Origin of the sequence: Serratia sp. CY81684 (genome assembly GCF_052166595.1) — a bacterium.
In the GTDB taxonomy this organism is placed as follows: Bacteria; Pseudomonadota; Gammaproteobacteria; order Enterobacterales; family Enterobacteriaceae; genus Serratia; species Serratia nematodiphila.
On record NZ_JBJNOO010000008.1, the window covers coordinates 87,540 to 103,176 of the forward strand.

The window sequence follows — 15,637 nt, forward strand, 5'->3', positions numbered from 1 at the left end:
CGCAGCTTGCTGCGCTCCTGGAACCCGAGTTCGGCATCGACGGCCCTCCCCACGCCTTTCGAAAAGCGACGATGGAAGAAGCACAGGCATTTGAAAACCAGGTTCTGGAAAAGCTGAACGCGGGCAAAACGGTGCGCAGCTTCCTGATCGCGGCGGTAGAGCTGCTGGCGGAAGCGCTCAACGTGCTGGTGGTGCAGGTATTCCGCAAGGACGACTATGCGGTGAAATATGCCGTCGAACCGCTATTGTCCGGCAGCGGCCCGCTGGGGGAGCTGTCGGTGCGCCTGAAGCTGATGTACGGGCTGGGGGTGATCTCCCGCCACGAATATGAAGACGCCGAACTGCTGATGGCGATGCGTGAAGAGCTGAACCACGACGGTTCGGAATACCGCTTCGTCGACGACGAAATACTCGGGCCGTTCGGCGAGCTGCACTGCGTGGCCGCGCTGCCGCCGGTGCCGACTTTCCTGCAGCCGGGCGAGGCGGATGAAGCGCTGATCGCCATGCAGCGCCAGCGCTATCAGCAGATGGTGCGCTCCACCATGGTGTTGTCCATTACCGATCTGATCGCCGGCATCGGCGCCAAGCAACCCTCTCGGCTTTCTCCTCTCGGCCGCGGCTAGGCAAAGGCCGCGCGCCACTCGTCGAACAACAACCACAGCGCGGTGGCGGCCATCAGCCCGGACATCGTGCCGTTGAACACCCGCAGCTTCCAGGTGACCCGCAGCGCGTTGCGCAACCGATCGCCCAGCACCGCCCACAGCAGCACGCAAGGCAAGTTCAGCAGCGCGAAACCGGCGATGACCGACAGCGTATGGACAAAGGTGGCGCCTTCGCGCGGGGTGAACAGGATCGCCACGTTGATCACCATCAGCCAGGCCTTGGGGTTGACCGCCTGAAACAGCGCGCCGTTGAGCAGGCTCATCGGCTGCGCCTGCTCTTTGGCGTCCGGCGAGGCCGCCTGAAACAGTTTCCATGACAGCCACAGCAGGTAGGCGCAGCCGATCACCGCCAGCGGGAAGCGGATGACGCCGGCCCAGCTCAGCGCCAGCGCCAGCAGCGGGATAATGATCGCCAGCTGTACTGCACAACCGACGCAGATGCCGAACAGCATCGGCAGGGTGCGGCGCAGGCCGAAGTTGACGCCCGACGAGGCCAGCAGCAGGTTGTTGGGGCCGGGGGTGATCGACATGACGGTGACGTAGCTGACAAAGGCGGAGTCCAGCATGGCAGGTTCCTTGAAAATGACGGTGATAACGAGAGGATCAGCATAATCGCTGCGATGGGATGGTGACAGAATCACAAATCGGCTATTGTCATGGTTACAGTTGTGCAAAATGTAAACTGTACCCATTGCCTGGAGAGAAACTGTGACCCTGCTCGATGAAACCCCGGATACCCGTTACCTGCAGCTGGCGGATACGCTGGCCGAGGCCATTCACCGCGGCACGCTGCGGCCCGGCGACCGCTTGCCTTCGGTGCGGCGCTGTGCGCAAACCCATCGCGTCAGCATCAATACCGTGGTGTCGGCTTACCGCACGCTGGAGGATCGCGGGCTGATTGAAGCGCGGCCGCAGTCGGGGTTTTATGTCCGCAGCACGCTGCCGGCGCTGAAGATGGCCTCGGCGCCCAGCGGGCGCATCGAACCGCCGGCGGACGACGTGCTGGCGCTGATCGACACCGTGTTCGCCGCCCAGCAAAACCCGGCCTTCACCAACATTGCGTTGGCCTGCCCGCAGACCAGCGACTTTTATCCCGGCGGCAAGTTGGGGCGCATGCTGTCCTCTCAGCTGCGCCGCCAGCCGGATCTGATCGGGCAGTATCCGTTGCCGCCCGGCAGCCTGCGGCTGCGTCAGCAGATCGCTCGCCGCTCGATGACGCTGGGCATGCTGTTGGAGCCGGGCGACGTGGTGCTGACCCACGGCTGCATGGAAGCGCTGCAGCTGGCGCTGCGCGTCACCACCCAACCGGGCGACTGCGTCGGGCTGGAGTCGCCGACCTACTTTTACCTGCTGCCGCTGCTGGCCAGCCTGGGGCTGAAAGCGCTGGAAATCCCTACCGATCCGCAGCTGGGGCTGTCGTTGGACGCGCTGGAGCTGCTATTGAACGAGAAGCGGCTGAATGCGGTGATCGCCATGCCGACGGTGCAAAACCCGCTGGGTTGCACCATGCCGCTGGCGGCGAAAAAGCGGCTGGCGCGGCTGATGAACGATCATCAGGTGCCGTTGATTGAAGACGGGCTGTATGCCGAGATCCAGTTCGGCGGCGCGCTGTCACCGGCGGTGAAGGCGTTCGATCGCGACGGCTGGGTGCTGTTTTGCTCCAGCTTTACCAAAACGCTGGCGCCGGATTTTCGCGTCGGCTGGATCTGCGGCGGCCGTTTTCACGAGGCGTTGCGCAAGCTGAAGGCGGTGTCGTCGATGTCCGAGTCGCAGCTGCTGTCGGAAACGCTGGCGACCTTCCTGGAGAGCGGCGGCTACGATCACCATTTGCGCAACCTGCGTAAGCGCTATGCGGCGCAGGTGGACGAGGCACGGGCGCTGATCGCCCGGCATTTCCCGCGCGGCACGCTGGCCACGCAGCCGGCGGGCGGCTTCGTGTTCTGGGTCGAATTCCCTCCCGGCGTGGACAGCGTGGCGCTGTTCCATCAGCTGCTGGAGGAGCAGATCTGTTTGACGCCGGGCACCCTGTATTCGCCCAGCGGGCGTTACCGCAACGCGCTGCGGCTCTCCTGCTGCTACCCGTTCAACGCGCGCTACACCCAGGCGCTGGCCCGGCTGGGTGCCAAAGCCTGCGAGATGAGCGGCCTGCCGCCCGGCATTGCGCAGGACGGGTAACGGCGCGCGCCTTTTGCTACAATGCCGGTATCATTGATTAGCGTGCCATTTTGGGCACAACGGGCCAGAGACCATGAAAGAGAAAGAAAAGGCAGAGATCAAGCGCCTGAGCGACCTGCTGGACGCCTTGAACCACAAGGACGCCACCGTGATCCAACAGGGCAACCCTGAGTTGATCGCGCAGCACACCAAAGAGAAAGAGAAGCTGGCGACGGAGATCGAGCGCCTGAAAAACGTGCGCGGCGAGAAGCTGAGCGCCGAAGCGCAGAAGCTGAGCCAGCTGCCGTTCAGCCGTGAAATCACCAAGAAAGAGCAGGCCGATATGGGCGCGCTGAAGAAAAGCGCGCGCGGGCTGATCGTGGTGCACCCGATGACCGCGCTGGGCCGCGAGATGGGCCTGAAAGCGGTCACCGGCTACGCCAAGAAAGCGTTCTGAACCCCGGGCGTCAGACCTTGGTCGTGAAATACGCCTTGGTCTGATAGGGCACGGTGACCGTGTCCTGGCCCTGCAGCTCCTCTTCTTCCGCCACCAGTTGGCGCAATTGATCGATAACCTGCTCCTGTTGCGGCGGCGGCAGCGCGGCGATAAAGCTGGTTGAACGCACGCGGTTGTAGATCACGTCCTCCACTGCGCCCCGGTGGCCCAGCATAAACACCTGCTCCTGCAGCGGTTCAAAGCCTTTGAACGGGAAGAACTTGCGCCATTCGCCGGTATAGAAACGCGGCGCATCGCCTTCGTGGCTATCGACGATCTGATTCAGTTTACGCACCCAGCCGACGCGCGCATCGCGCATGTTCCACACTAGGCCGAGTTTGCCGCCGGGCTTGAGAATGCGCTGGATTTCCGCCAGCGCCTGCGGCGTGGCGAACCAGTGGAAGGACTGGGCGCACACCACCGCATCCACCGACTCGTCCGGTAGCGGGATCGCGTCGGCGGTGCCCGCCAGCGTTTTCACCTGCGGCAGCGCCGCCGACAGTTTTTCCAGCATTTGCGGCACCGGTTCGACGGCGATCACCTGCGCGCCGGTTTCCAGCAGGCGCGGGGTGAACTTGCCGGTACCGGCGCCGAGATCGATGACCGTCATGCCGGCGTGCAGGCCGATGACGTCACGCAGCCAGTCGGCGATTTCCGGCGGGTAATCCGGCCGGCCTTTCACATAGCGATCGGCATTGGCCTGATAGCCTTCGGCGGCGGCGTGATGAATCGAATGGGTCGGGGTAGTCATATACCTGGCTCCTGGCTGAAAAAACGTGCGGCTACAGTATAGGCGGAAGAAAATGTTTAGCGCGGCATCCGGCGCACGTTTTTCATCTTTTCCGCCCGCGCGTTCAACGGCCGAGCAGGCGGCGATTGAAGTCCTCGAGGCGCCCTTCGGCGAGCCGCGTGAGCATGGTCTTGCTCCAGCTGGCGGAGAGGCCGGCCACCGCCAACAGGCGGCGATACTGTTCCGCGTCGAAAGGCATGTGCCAGGCGATGGCGATGGCTTCGGCCACCGACACGTCGCTGTTGCGCGCCGCCAGCGCCAGCGGACGATCGCCGCTGACCGCGCCCGGCGACACCACCCGATACAGCCAGCCGCAGCGGCCGCTTTGCTGCATCAGCAGCGAAATGTCCTCGATGGCGAAGTGATAATTGAGCTTGAAGCACGGCGAGCGCGGCTGGGTGACCTGGATCAGCGCCTCGCCCCAGCGGAAGATGTCGCCCATAAACACATTGTGTTCGGTCAGCCCTTCGGTGGAGATGTTCTCGCCGAAGGCCGGGGCGCAAAACTGCTCGGCCTGCGCCGGAAACTGCTCGCGCCAGTGGGCGTAATGCTCGCGCGGGTAGTGACACAGCGCGCGGTCCGGCCCGCCGTGATAGCTTTTTTCGGCCTGTTCGTCGCCTTCCAGCCCGAGCGGCGTGAGCCGGATGGCGCCATCCACCTGGCGTTTGGCGATGGCGCTGGGGCGCCCGCCTTCATAGGGTTGGATGCTGCCGATGTAAACGTCTGGGTGATGCATGTGCGCCTCCGTGTCTCGCGTCGAGGGCTCAGCATAGCCTGAGTTGTTCCCGTACACTACCCGGCGTTTACCTGTACGGAAGGATGTGTTTTTCCTGTCTATATTTAGGCTTTTATCGTCGAGAAAAAACCATGCGTTTCATTGTATTGAGGCATGCGGAGTCAGAATGGAACCGCTCGGGGATTATTCAGGGGCGAAGTGACAGTCCGCTGACAGAAGAGGGGCGACGTCAAATCGCTGGGCTTGGCGCTCGCTTGCAAATGTTATCGGTCACTTTGTTGATCAGTTCACCGGCTGGCCGGGCTTTTACGACAGCGGAGACGTTGGCTGAGAGATGTGGCTGCACTGTGCAAATGGATAAGCGTTTGCAGGAGCAAGATTTTGGCCGACTGGAAGGATTATCTTATGCGCAGGCCATGCGCGATTATCCTGAAGCGACGCAGTGCCTCTTTGCCGGTAAGGCAGAGGCGTCGGCTCCGGGAGGGGAGAATGCTTATGAGGTTGCCTGGCGCCTGATGGCTTGTCTGTCCGATCTGGCTGTCGAAGGACAAAATCAAACGCTTGGTGTTGTTACGCACGGCCATGCTCTGCAGGCACTGATTTGGTGGCTTAAAGGGGCTGACCCGCAGGAGGACCTCCGCAGATACGGTCATCGCAATTGCGGCTACGCAATGCTTGATGCGACCGCCTCTGGTTTTAATTTGTTGAATTGGGGAGTCGCGACCCACCTGTTGCCACAAAGATAGGGCGAGGAACGGATATTCCTCGCCTGCGGGCGTCAGAAGGTGGTCCAGTTCTCTTCCGCTGCGGCGTTGGCGGCCGCGGGTTTTACGGCCGGCGCTTTCGGTGCGGCGGCTTTCACGGCGGCGGGTTCGGTCTGCTCCGCCAAACGGAACACCGAAACGCTCTGCAACAGCATGTCGGCCTGCTCTTCCAGCGAATCGGCGGCGGCGGCGGACTCTTCCACCAGCGCGGCGTTCTGCTGGGTGGTATGGTCCATCTCGACGATCGCCTGGCCAATCTGGGCGATGCCGCGCGTCTGTTCATCGGAGGCGGCGGCGATCTCGGCCATGATGTCGCGCACGTGGGTAACCGAGCGGACGATCTGCTCCATGGTATTGCCGGTGCTTTCCACCAGTTCGGTGCCGGTTTTCACCCGGCTGACCGATTCGGCGATCAGCCCTTCGATCTCCTTCGCCGCCTGGGCGCTGCGGCTCGCCAGGCTGCGCACTTCGCTGGCGACCACCGAGAAGCCGCGGCCCTGTTCGCCGGCGCGCGCCGCTTCCACCGCGGCGTTGAGCGCCAGGATGTTGGTCTGGAAGGCAATGCCGTTGATCAGGGTGGTAATTTCGGCGATACGCTGCGAACTGCTGGAAATATCGCGCATGGTGCTGACCACGTTTTCCACCAGCTTGCCGCCCTGCTGCGCGGTCTGCGAGGCGTCGGTGGCCAGCTGATTGGCGTGATGGGCGTTGTCGGCGTTCTGTTTCACCGTGGCGGTCAGCTGCTCCATGCTGGCGGCGGTTTCCTCGACCGCCGCCGCCTGCTGCTCGGTGCGGGACGAGAGATCGGTGTTGCCGGCGGCGATTTCCGCGGAGGCGGTGGAGACCTGGCTGACCCCCATCTGGATCTTCTCAATCATGGTGCGCAGATTTTGGCTCATCGCCGCCACCGCGTTCAGCAACTGCCCCAACTCATCGCGGCGGGTGCTGGTCTGCGCCTGGCGCAGATCGCCGCCGGCGATGCGTTCCGCCATCGCCAGCGTACTTTGCAGCGGACGGGTGATCTGCAGCGTGATACGCCAGGCGATAAGCACTCCGGCGATAATCGCGATCAGGGTGGTGATGCCCATCTGCAGCTGCGCCAGGTTGATGTTGCTGCGCGTCTGCGCCAGTTCGTCCTGCATAAAGGCGTTCACCAGCGTGCCGATCTCATGCGCGCGTTCACCGAGCTGTCGGCTGATCTGCTGCTCGTGCTCATAGGCCGGCAGGTAGGCCGCGATACGGTTTTTGTAATCGTCCAGGGCAGCCAGCAGCGGTTGCAGCTGCGGGCGCTGCGCGTCGCTGACCCGGCGGCTCAAGGCATTGGCCGCGTCGCGCGCGTCATCGATGGCCGCCATCAGCGGCGCTTCGGTTTCCTTGTTCAGGCTCAGCAGCAGACCGCGCGCGCCGTAGCGCACCTGGGTCAGCTTCTGGTTCAGCTGGATGAAGGCCAGCTGCAGATCGCCGTTGGTGAGCTGGCGCTCCACCTGGCTTAGGCTGGCCTGCACTTCCGACATGTTCCAGCTCTGGCGCACCGCGTCTTTGGCCGAGACCGCCTGCTCAAAGATTTTTTGCTGCTGCTGATATTCCCCAATCAGCGTCACCAGACGCTGCAGATCCTTGCGGCTTTGGGCGTCCCAGTCCAACGCCTGGCCCTGGTCTATCAGTTTGACGGCGTTATCGATATTGGCGCGGTTGTTCTGCAGATACTCCGGCTGGTAGGTCTGGCCGTACATGGCGCGGTTGTATTTGGCCTGGTTGATCTCCTCGTTCAGCCGGTTGCTGAAGTCGATGCGATCGGCGCGGGATTCGATGATGTGCAGGTATTGCGCCCCGGTGCCGGCGATGACGACCGCCAACAGCAGCAACAGCGCGAAGCCGAGACCGAGCTTTTTACCTACGGTGAGATGGGTGAACTTTCCTGCCAATGCTTGCAATGCCGCCATAGCGTTTTTCCTTCTCCGGGCGAACGTCAATTGAACAAACCATCGGCAGGAAGTGGTCAAACTTTAGCGGATTTCAGGCAAAAAAATACCCGCCGGCGGCGGGCATCTTCATCAACGGGGGCGAATTACTTCTTCGCGGCGAAGCGCGCGGCGGCTTCGTCCCAGTTGACCACGTTCCAGAACGCCTTGATGTAGTCAGGACGTTTGTTCTGATATTTCAGGTAGTAAGCGTGTTCCCACACGTCCAGGCCGATGATTGGGAAACCGGAAGCGCCGGCGACGGCTTCGCCCATCAGCGGGCTGTCCTGGTTGGCGGTAGACACTACGGCCAGCTTGCCGTCTTTCAGCACCAGCCAGGCCCAACCGGAACCGAAGCGGGTGGCTGCGGCTTTCTCGAACTCTTCCTGGAATTTCTCAACGCTGCCGAAATCGCGCTCGATGGCCGCTTTCAGATCGCCGCCCAGCGTGGTGCCGGTTTTCAGGTTTTTCCAGAAGAAGCTGTGGTTGGCGTGGCCGCCGGCGTTGTTACGCATGAAGGTGCGTTTGTCGGCAGGCACTTTATCCAGATCCTGGATCAGCTCTTCAACGCTGTATTTGGCCAGCTCAGGGTAGGCTTCCAGCACGGTGTTGGCGTTGTTGACGTAGGTCTGGTGGTGTTTGGTGTGATGGATTTCCATCGTCTGCTTGTCGAAATGCGGTTCCAGTGCGTCGTAAGCGTAAGGCAGGGATGGCAGTGAATAACTCATAATCATCATCTCCAGTGGTGTATGGGCGGCGCAAAGGGCGAGCACCGCGTAAGCAGTCGGATCATTATAGTTAATTAAATGATATTGAAAATGATTATCAATGCCCTGTGAACTGTGTGGTTAATGAACAAATCGTTGCGTTAACATGCTGATAGAAGAGGGCGCTGGGGGGCCGCGTCGAACCGCCGCCCCGGCGCGTTGGTTACTCTCTATACTGTAGGGAGCGCCAACGCCGAAATGTATCGAAATGTGCCAATGCGTTCACTGAATGAGCACGAGTGTGTAACAACCACAAGCACGCTGTGGTAATATGGCCGGCGTTCGTAGCAAGCATAACAACAGTGACATTCGCGTTTGCCGCGCTAGCGGGCAGGCGCATTTGAACAATGTGACAATCGAGAGTAAAGGAGACCCCCATGCAGGTCAGCAGAAGGCAGTTCTTTAAGATCTGCGCTGGCGGTATGGCAGGAACGACGGTGGCCGCGCTGGGCTTTGCCCCCGAAGTGGCGTTGGCGGAAACCCGGCAGTACAAACTGCTGCGCGCCCGCGAGACCCGTAATACCTGTACGTATTGTTCCGTCGGCTGTGGGCTGTTGATGTACAGCCTTGGTGATGGCGCCAAAAACGCCAAAGAAAGCATTTTCCATATCGAAGGGGATCCGGATCACCCGGTAAACCGCGGCGCGCTTTGCCCGAAAGGCGCCGGCCTGGTTGACTTCATCCACAGCGAAAGCCGCCTCAAGTACCCGGAATACCGGGCGCCAGGGTCGGACAAATGGCAGCGCATCAGCTGGGACGACGCCTTTACCCGCATCGCCAAGCTGGTGAAGGAAGACCGTGACGCCAACTTCATCAAAACCAACGACCAGGGCGTTACCGTCAACCGCTGGCTGACCACCGGCATGCTGTGCGCCTCGGCCGCCAGCAACGAAACCGGTTTTCTGTCGCAAAAATTTAGTCGCGCTCTCGGCATGCTTGCCGTAGACAACCAGGCGCGTGTCTGACACGGACCAACGGTAGCAAGTCTTGCTCCAACATTTGGTCGCGGTGCGATGACCAACCACTGGGTTGATATCAAGAACGCGAATTTGATTATCGTCATGGGCGGTAATGCGGCGGAAGCGCATCCGGTGGGGTTCCGCTGGGCGATGGAAGCCAAAATACACAACAATGCCAAGCTGATCGTGATCGATCCGCGCTTTACCCGAACCGCATCGGTGGCGGACTTCTACACGCCGATCCGCTCCGGGACCGACATCGCTTTCCTGTCGGGCGTGTTGCTGTATCTGATGACCAACAACAAATTTAACCGCGAATACGTCGAGGCCTACACCAACGCCAGCCTGCTGGTGCGGGAAGACTTTGCCTTCGAAGACGGCTTGTTCAGCGGCTACGACGCGGAAAACCGCAAGTACGACAAAACCACCTGGAACTACCAGTTCGACGAGAACGGCTTCGCCAAGCGCGACGTCACGCTGCAGGATCCGCGCTGCGTGTGGAACCTGCTGAAGCAGCACGTGAGCCGCTACACGCCTGACGTGGTGAGCAACATCTGCGGCACGCCGAAGGACGATTTCCTCAAGGTGTGCGAATACATCGCCGAAACCTGCGTGGCGGATAAGACCGCTTCGTTCCTGTACGCCCTGGGCTGGACTCAGCACTCGGTCGGCGCACAGAACATCCGCACCATGGCGATGATCCAGCTGCTGCTCGGCAACATGGGCATGGCGGGCGGCGGCGTCAACGCGCTGCGTGGCCACTCCAACATCCAGGGTCTGACCGATCTCGGCCTGCTGTCGCAGAGCCTGCCGGGCTACCTGACGCTGCCGTCGGAGAAACAGACCGATCTCGAGACCTACCTGAAGGCTAACACGCCGAAGGCGCTGCTGCCGGGCCAGGTGAACTACTGGGGCAACTACCCGAAATTCTTCGTCAGCATGATGAAGACCTTCTACGGCGACAAGGCGCAGAAGGACAACAGCTGGGGCTTTGACTGGTTGCCGAAGTGGGACAAAGGCTACGACGTGCTGCAGTACTTCGAGATGATGGCGCAGGGCAAGGTCAACGGCTACTTCTGCCAGGGCTTTAACCCGGTGGCGTCGTTCCCGAACAAAAACAAGGTGGTGGCTTCACTGTCCAAGCTGAAGTTCCTGGTGACCATCGATCCGTTGAACACCGAGACCTCCAACTTCTGGCAGAACCACGGCGAGTTCAACGAAGTGGATCCGTCGCAGATCCAGACCGAAGTGTTCCGCCTACCGTCCACCTGCTTCGCCGAAGAGAACGGCTCGATCGTCAACTCCGGCCGCTGGCTGCAGTGGCACTGGAAAGGCGCGGACGCCCCGGGTGAAGCGCTGAACGACGGCGAGATCCTGGCGGGCATCTTCAGCCGCCTGCGCGAGATGTATGCGCGCGACGGTGGCGCGGTGCCTGAGCAGGTGCTGAACATGACCTGGGACTACCTGACGCCGGACAACCCGGCGCCGGAAGAGGTGGCGCAGGAGAACAACGGCAAGGCGCTGGCGGATCTGCTGGATGCCGACGGCAAAGTGCTGGTGAAAAAAGGCGAACTGCTCAGCTCGTTCGCGCAATTGCGCGACGACGGCACCACCGCCAGCGGCTGCTGGATCTTCGCCGGCAGCTGGACGCCGGCCGGCAACCAGATGGCGCGGCGCGACAACGCCGATCCGTCCGGCCTCGGCAATACGCTGGGCTGGGCCTGGGCATGGCCGCTCAACCGCCGCATTCTGTACAACCGCGCCTCGGCGGATCCGCAGGGCAAACCGTGGGATCCGAAACGCCAGCTGTTGGAGTGGGACGGCGCCAAGTGGGTCGGGGCCGATATCCCGGACTACAGCACCGCCGCGCCGGGCAGCGACGTCGGGCCGTTCATCATGCAGCCGGAAGGCATGGGCCGCCTGTTCGCCACCGACAAGATGGCGGAAGGGCCGTTCCCTGAACACTACGAGCCGTTCGAAACGCCGCTCGGCACCAACCCGCTGCACCCGAACGTGGTGTCCAACCCGGCGGCGCGCGTGTTCAAGGACGATCTGGCGGCGATGGGCAAATCCGACAAGTTCCCTTACGTCGGCACCACCTATCGTCTGACCGAGCACTTCCACTACTGGACCAAGCACGCGCGGCTGAACGCCATCGCCCAGCCGGAACAGTTCGTGGAAATCGGCGAAAAGCTGGCGGAGAAGAAGGGCATCAAGCAGGGCGATACCGTGAAAGTCAGCTCCAACCGTGGCTACATCAAGGCCAAGGCGGTGGTGACCAAGCGTATTCGCACGCTGCAGGTGCACGGCCAGGAAGTCGACACCATCGGCATCCCGATCCACTGGGGTTACGAAGGGGTGGCGAAGAAAGGCTTTATCGCCAACACGCTGACGCCGTTCGTCGGCGACGCCAATACGCAAACGCCGGAGTTCAAGGCGTTCCTGGTCAACGTGGAAAAGGTGTAACGGAGACGAATTATGGCCATGCAATCTCAAGACATCATTCGTAAATCCGCCACCAATGGTTTCACGCCGGCGCCGCGCGCCCGTGACCACCAGGAAGAAGTGGCCAAACTGATCGATGTCACCACCTGTATCGGCTGCAAGGCCTGTCAGGTGGCCTGTTCCGAATGGAACGACATCCGCGACGAAGTGGGACACAACGTCGGGGTGTACGATAACCCCGCCGATCTGACCGCCAAGTCGTGGACGGTGATGCGCTTCTCCGAGGTGGAGGAAAACGGCAAGCTGGAATGGCTGATCCGCAAGGACGGCTGCATGCACTGCGCCGATCCGGGCTGCCTGAAGGCCTGCCCGTCGGAAGGCGCGATCATTCAGTACGCCAACGGCATCGTCGACTTCCAGTCCGAGCACTGCATCGGCTGCGGCTACTGCATCGCCGGCTGCCCGTTCGACGTGCCGCGCATGAACAAGGACGACAACCGGGTGTACAAGTGCACCCTGTGCGTCGACCGCGTGGACGTCGGCCAGGAACCGGCCTGCGTGAAAACCTGCCCGACCGGCGCCATTCACTTCGGCACCAAGGAAGCGATGAAGCAGGTGGCGGCGGATCGCGTCAGCGAGCTGAATACCCGCGGCTACCAGAACGCCGGTCTGTACGATCCGGCGGGGGTGGGCGGCACGCACGTGATGTACGTGTTGCACCACGCCGACAAACCGCAGCTGTACCACGGTTTGCCGGACAACCCGAGCATCAGCCCGGCGGTGACCTTCTGGAAGGGCGTGTGGAAACCCTTGGCGGCCATCGGCTTTGCCGCCACCTTCGCGGCCAGCGTGTTCCACTATGTCGGCGTCGGGCCTAACCGCGTCGAAGATGAGGACGAGCACGACGAGTCGCACGACGAGGAGACGCGCAAATGAGAAAGGAAAAGCCCATTCAGCGTTACAGCGCGCCGGAGCGCATCAACCACTGGATCGTGGCGTTCTGCTTCGTGTTCGCCGCCATCAGCGGGCTGGGGTTCTTCTTCCCCTCCTTCAACTGGCTGATGAACATCTTCGGGACGCCGCAGCTGGCGCGCATTCTGCACCCGTTTGTCGGGGTGATCATGTTCGCCGCGTTCCTGCTGATGTTCCTGCGCTACTGGAAGCACAACCTGATCAACCGGGAAGATATCGTCTGGGCCAAGAACATCCACAAAATCGCCATGAACGAGGAAGTGGGTGACACCGGGCGCTATAATTTCGGCCAGAAGTGCGTGTTCTGGGCGGCGATTATCAGCCTGGTGCTGCTGCTGGCCAGCGGCGTGGTGATCTGGCGGCCGTATTTTGCGCCGTCGTTCTCCATTCCGCTGATCCGCATCGCGCTGCTGGTACATTCGCTGGCCGCGGTCGGCCTTATCATCGTGATTATGGTGCACATTTACGCCGCATTGTGGGTAAAAGGCACCATTACCGCGATGGTGGAAGGCTGGGTGCCGGCGGCCTGGGCCAAGAAACATCATCCGCGCTGGTACCGTGAGGTCCGCGAGAAACGACAGGAAGATAAACCCTGATGAGTATCCGCATCGTTCCTAAAGAGCAGTTAGGGGCACAGCGTGAGAAGTCCACAACGGCGGAGAACATCCCGCCGTTACTTTTCGCCAACCTGAAAAGCCTGTACAGCCGCCGCGCCGAACGTCTGCGTCAGCTGGCGGTCGACAACCCGCTGGGTGACTACCTGAACTTTGCCGCCGAGCTGGCGCAGGCGCAGCAGCATGCGCTGCACGATAACCCGCTGGCGCTCGATCTTAGCGAAGCGTTGGCGCAGGGCGCCGCCAGCGGCAAACCGCCGCTCGATCTGAGCGTGTTCCCGCGCAGCGAGCACTGGCGCAAGCTGTTGACGTCGCTGATCGCCGAGCTGCGCCCGCAGGCGCCGGAACACATTCTGGCGGTGCTGGACAACCTGGAGAAGGCCTCGGCGCACGAGCTGGAGCTGATGGCCGACGCCTTGCTCAACCGCGAGTTTGGCAAGGTGGGCAGCGAGAAGGCGCCGTTTCTCTGGGCCGCGCTGTCGCTCTATTGGGCGCAGATGGCCAGCCTGATCCCCGGCAAGGCGCGCGCCGAATACGGCGAGCAGCGCCAGTTCTGCCCGGTGTGCGGCAGCATCCCGGTCTCCAGCATGGTACACATCGGCACCGTCAACGGCCTGCGCTACCTGCACTGCAACCTGTGCGAAAGCGAATGGCACGTGGTGCGGGTGAAGTGCAGCAACTGCGAGCAGACCCGCGATCTCAACTACTGGTCGCTGGACAGCGAGCAGGCGGCGGTGAAGGCGGAGAGCTGCGGCGACTGCGGCACTTACCTGAAGATCCTCTATCAGGAAAAAGACCCGCAGGTCGAAGCGGTGGCCGACGATCTGGCTTCGCTGGTGCTGGATGCCCGTATGGAAGAAGAAGGCTTCGGCCGCAGCAGCATCAATCCGTTCCTGTTCCCGGCGGAGTAACCGCCCGGCCCCGTTCGCGCGGGGCCGGATGAGCAATTTCAGAACGGGCTTCTGGCAATCGCCCGGGCGAGTTGCTACGTTTAGGCCATAACGCGCCAAGCGAAAGGAACCACGATGTTAAACACCCTGGCAAAACTGACCGCGGTCGCCGTGTTGGCGGTTGGACTGGCGGCCTGCGACAACAAAGACGACACCAAACCGGCGGTGCCGCCGCCGGACACCAAGCCGACCGTGACGCAGCCCGCGCCACCGCCGCCGCCTGCGCCGGTAGAAACCCCGCCCGCGCCGCCGGGGCTGAACGTGTCGCTGCAGAAGGGCAAGATCACCTTCGAGCTGCCGCCGGGCTTTAGCGATCAAACGCTGAACAGCGGCATCATCAACGACAGCACCTCCACCATTCAGCGCTTCCTTGACGGCAAGTCGCGCCAGAGCGCGGTCTCGTCCGAAGTGATCCCGCCGGACGGCATGAAGCTCAACACCAGCGACAAAATGCTGAAAGAGCTGACGCAGAGCGCCATCACGGTGCTGGCCGAACGCTATCAGAATATCCAGACCACCAAAGAAGAGAACTTCAGCGTCGGCAAACAGAAGTTTCGCCGGGTGGATACCGAACAGACCGTTAACGGGCAAAAGGTGGTCTCCACCCTGGTGTTGACGGTGTTCAACAAGCGGGTGGTGACGTTGCAAATGCTGTCGCCGGCCAAAACGCCGGAAGTGCATCAGGCGCTGGTGCAGCGGATTATCGATACCCTGGCGGTGAAGTAAGGACGCCGCAGCCAGGACGAAGCGGAGGAGACCGGATGAAGCTTATCGGCAGTTACACCAGCCCCTTTGTGCGCAAGATTTCCGTGATGCTGCTGGAGAAGGGGATTGCGTTCGAGTTCGTCAACGATCCGCCGTATGAGCCCGGCAGCCGGGTGAAGGAGTTGAACCCGCTCGCCAAGGTGCCGGTGCTGATCGCCGATGACGGCGAGGTGTTTTACGACTCGCCGGTGGTGGCCGAATACCTCGAGCTGCTGGCGGTGGAGCCGGCGTTTTTGCCGGCCGAACGCGCCGCCGCATTGCGGGTTCGCCAGGTGGCGGCGTTGGCGGACGGCGTGACCGAAGCGGCGGCGACGCTGTTCCGTGAAAGCCGGCGCGCGCCGGAAAAACAGGACGAAAACTGGATGCTGCGCCAGCGTGACAAGCTGACGCAGGGCTTGGACGCCCTGGAGGCGCTGGCGCGGGAAAAAACGTGGCTCAATGCCGAGCGGCTGACGCTGGCGGATATCGCCACCGGCTGCGCGCTGGGCTACCTCAATTTCCGCCGCATCCTGCCCAACTGGTGCGTCGAACGCCCGACGCTGGTCAAACTGGCCGAACGCCTGTTCGCCCGCGAAAGCTTCGCCCGCACTGCGCCGCCCTGA

Annotated in this window: 15 protein-coding genes; 10 read left to right on the forward strand and 5 right to left on the reverse strand. The window is 62.0% G+C overall.

Annotated elements, in window-relative coordinates:
• The first annotated feature begins 71 nt into the window (after nt 1-71).
• Nucleotides 72-623, forward strand: a complete 552-nt coding sequence (locus tag ACJ8QF_RS22930; protein WP_016929575.1) for an MltR family transcriptional regulator — start codon at nt 72-74, stop codon at nt 621-623.
• On the opposite strand, the gene ACJ8QF_RS22935 is transcribed toward ACJ8QF_RS22930, so the two are convergent.
• The gene (locus ACJ8QF_RS22935) at nt 620-1,228 is read right to left on the reverse strand and encodes a LysE family translocator (protein WP_275095300.1); all 609 of its coding nucleotides are present in this window, start codon (nt 1,226-1,228) and stop codon (nt 620-622) included. The genes ACJ8QF_RS22930 and ACJ8QF_RS22935 overlap by 4 nt on opposite strands.
• Nucleotides 1,229-1,370: 142 nt before the next feature.
• On the opposite strand from ACJ8QF_RS22935, the gene ACJ8QF_RS22940 reads away from it, so the two are divergent.
• Entirely contained in the window at nt 1,371-2,837 is a 1,467-nt protein-coding gene (locus tag ACJ8QF_RS22940) for an aminotransferase-like domain-containing protein (RefSeq protein ID WP_442537883.1), read from the forward strand.
• Nucleotides 2,838-2,910: 73 nt separating this feature from the next.
• On the forward strand, nt 2,911-3,273 hold the full coding sequence (locus ACJ8QF_RS22945; protein WP_021504152.1) for a YibL family ribosome-associated protein: 363 nt from the start codon (nt 2,911-2,913) through the stop codon (nt 3,271-3,273).
• A gap of 10 nt (nt 3,274-3,283) precedes the next feature.
• Here the strand turns inward: ACJ8QF_RS22945 and ACJ8QF_RS22950 are convergent, their stop codons facing one another.
• The gene (locus tag ACJ8QF_RS22950) at nt 3,284-4,063 is read right to left on the reverse strand and encodes a class I SAM-dependent methyltransferase (RefSeq protein ID WP_280631078.1); all 780 of its coding nucleotides are present in this window, start codon (nt 4,061-4,063) and stop codon (nt 3,284-3,286) included.
• Between the two features lie 103 nt (nt 4,064-4,166).
• Nucleotides 4,167-4,838 (reverse strand): 6-hydroxyaminopurine reductase, encoded by a 672-nt coding sequence (yiiM, locus tag ACJ8QF_RS22955; protein WP_147881514.1) that lies wholly within the window; start codon nt 4,836-4,838, stop codon nt 4,167-4,169.
• A 131-nt stretch (nt 4,839-4,969) separates the two neighbouring features.
• On the opposite strand from yiiM, the gene ACJ8QF_RS22960 reads away from it, so the two are divergent.
• Nucleotides 4,970-5,584, forward strand: coding sequence for a histidine phosphatase family protein (locus ACJ8QF_RS22960; protein WP_049240365.1), 615 nt, complete (start codon nt 4,970-4,972; stop codon nt 5,582-5,584).
• A gap of 32 nt (nt 5,585-5,616) precedes the next feature.
• Here the strand turns inward: ACJ8QF_RS22960 and ACJ8QF_RS22965 are convergent, their stop codons facing one another.
• Together ACJ8QF_RS22965 and sodA are read right to left on the reverse strand one after the other, a co-directional pair.
• Nucleotides 5,617-7,545, reverse strand: a complete 1,929-nt coding sequence (locus ACJ8QF_RS22965) for a methyl-accepting chemotaxis protein (protein WP_047025983.1) — start codon at nt 7,543-7,545, stop codon at nt 5,617-5,619.
• A 125-nt stretch (nt 7,546-7,670) separates the two neighbouring features.
• Nucleotides 7,671-8,291 (reverse strand): superoxide dismutase [Mn], encoded by a 621-nt coding sequence (sodA, locus tag ACJ8QF_RS22970; protein ID WP_004934003.1) that lies wholly within the window; start codon nt 8,289-8,291, stop codon nt 7,671-7,673.
• 416 nt (nt 8,292-8,707) lie between these two features.
• On the opposite strand from sodA, the gene fdnG reads away from it, so the two are divergent.
• The 6 genes from fdnG to ACJ8QF_RS23000 all read left to right on the forward strand — a co-directional run bounded on the left by fdnG (nt 8,708) and on the right by ACJ8QF_RS23000 (nt 15,637).
• Nucleotides 8,708-11,755: a formate dehydrogenase-N subunit alpha gene (gene fdnG / locus ACJ8QF_RS22975; RefSeq protein WP_103086119.1), complete on the forward strand. Its 3,048-nt coding sequence runs from the start codon at nt 8,708-8,710 to the stop codon at nt 11,753-11,755.
• A 12-nt stretch (nt 11,756-11,767) separates the two neighbouring features.
• Nucleotides 11,768-12,670: a formate dehydrogenase subunit beta gene (fdxH, locus tag ACJ8QF_RS22980; protein ID WP_004934014.1), complete on the forward strand. Its 903-nt coding sequence runs from the start codon at nt 11,768-11,770 to the stop codon at nt 12,668-12,670.
• Nucleotides 12,667-13,302 (forward strand): formate dehydrogenase cytochrome b556 subunit, encoded by a 636-nt coding sequence (gene fdoI, locus ACJ8QF_RS22985; protein WP_004934017.1) that lies wholly within the window; start codon nt 12,667-12,669, stop codon nt 13,300-13,302. Before fdxH ends, fdoI begins: the two co-directional genes overlap by 4 nt.
• The gene (fdhE, locus tag ACJ8QF_RS22990; RefSeq protein ID WP_004934019.1) at nt 13,302-14,231 is read left to right on the forward strand and encodes a formate dehydrogenase accessory protein FdhE; all 930 of its coding nucleotides are present in this window, start codon (nt 13,302-13,304) and stop codon (nt 14,229-14,231) included. Before fdoI ends, fdhE begins: the two co-directional genes overlap by 1 nt.
• A gap of 114 nt (nt 14,232-14,345) precedes the next feature.
• Entirely contained in the window at nt 14,346-14,996 is a 651-nt protein-coding gene (locus ACJ8QF_RS22995; RefSeq protein ID WP_004934023.1) for a DcrB-related protein, read from the forward strand.
• A gap of 35 nt (nt 14,997-15,031) precedes the next feature.
• The gene (locus ACJ8QF_RS23000) at nt 15,032-15,637 is read left to right on the forward strand and encodes a glutathione S-transferase (protein ID WP_004934025.1); all 606 of its coding nucleotides are present in this window, start codon (nt 15,032-15,034) and stop codon (nt 15,635-15,637) included.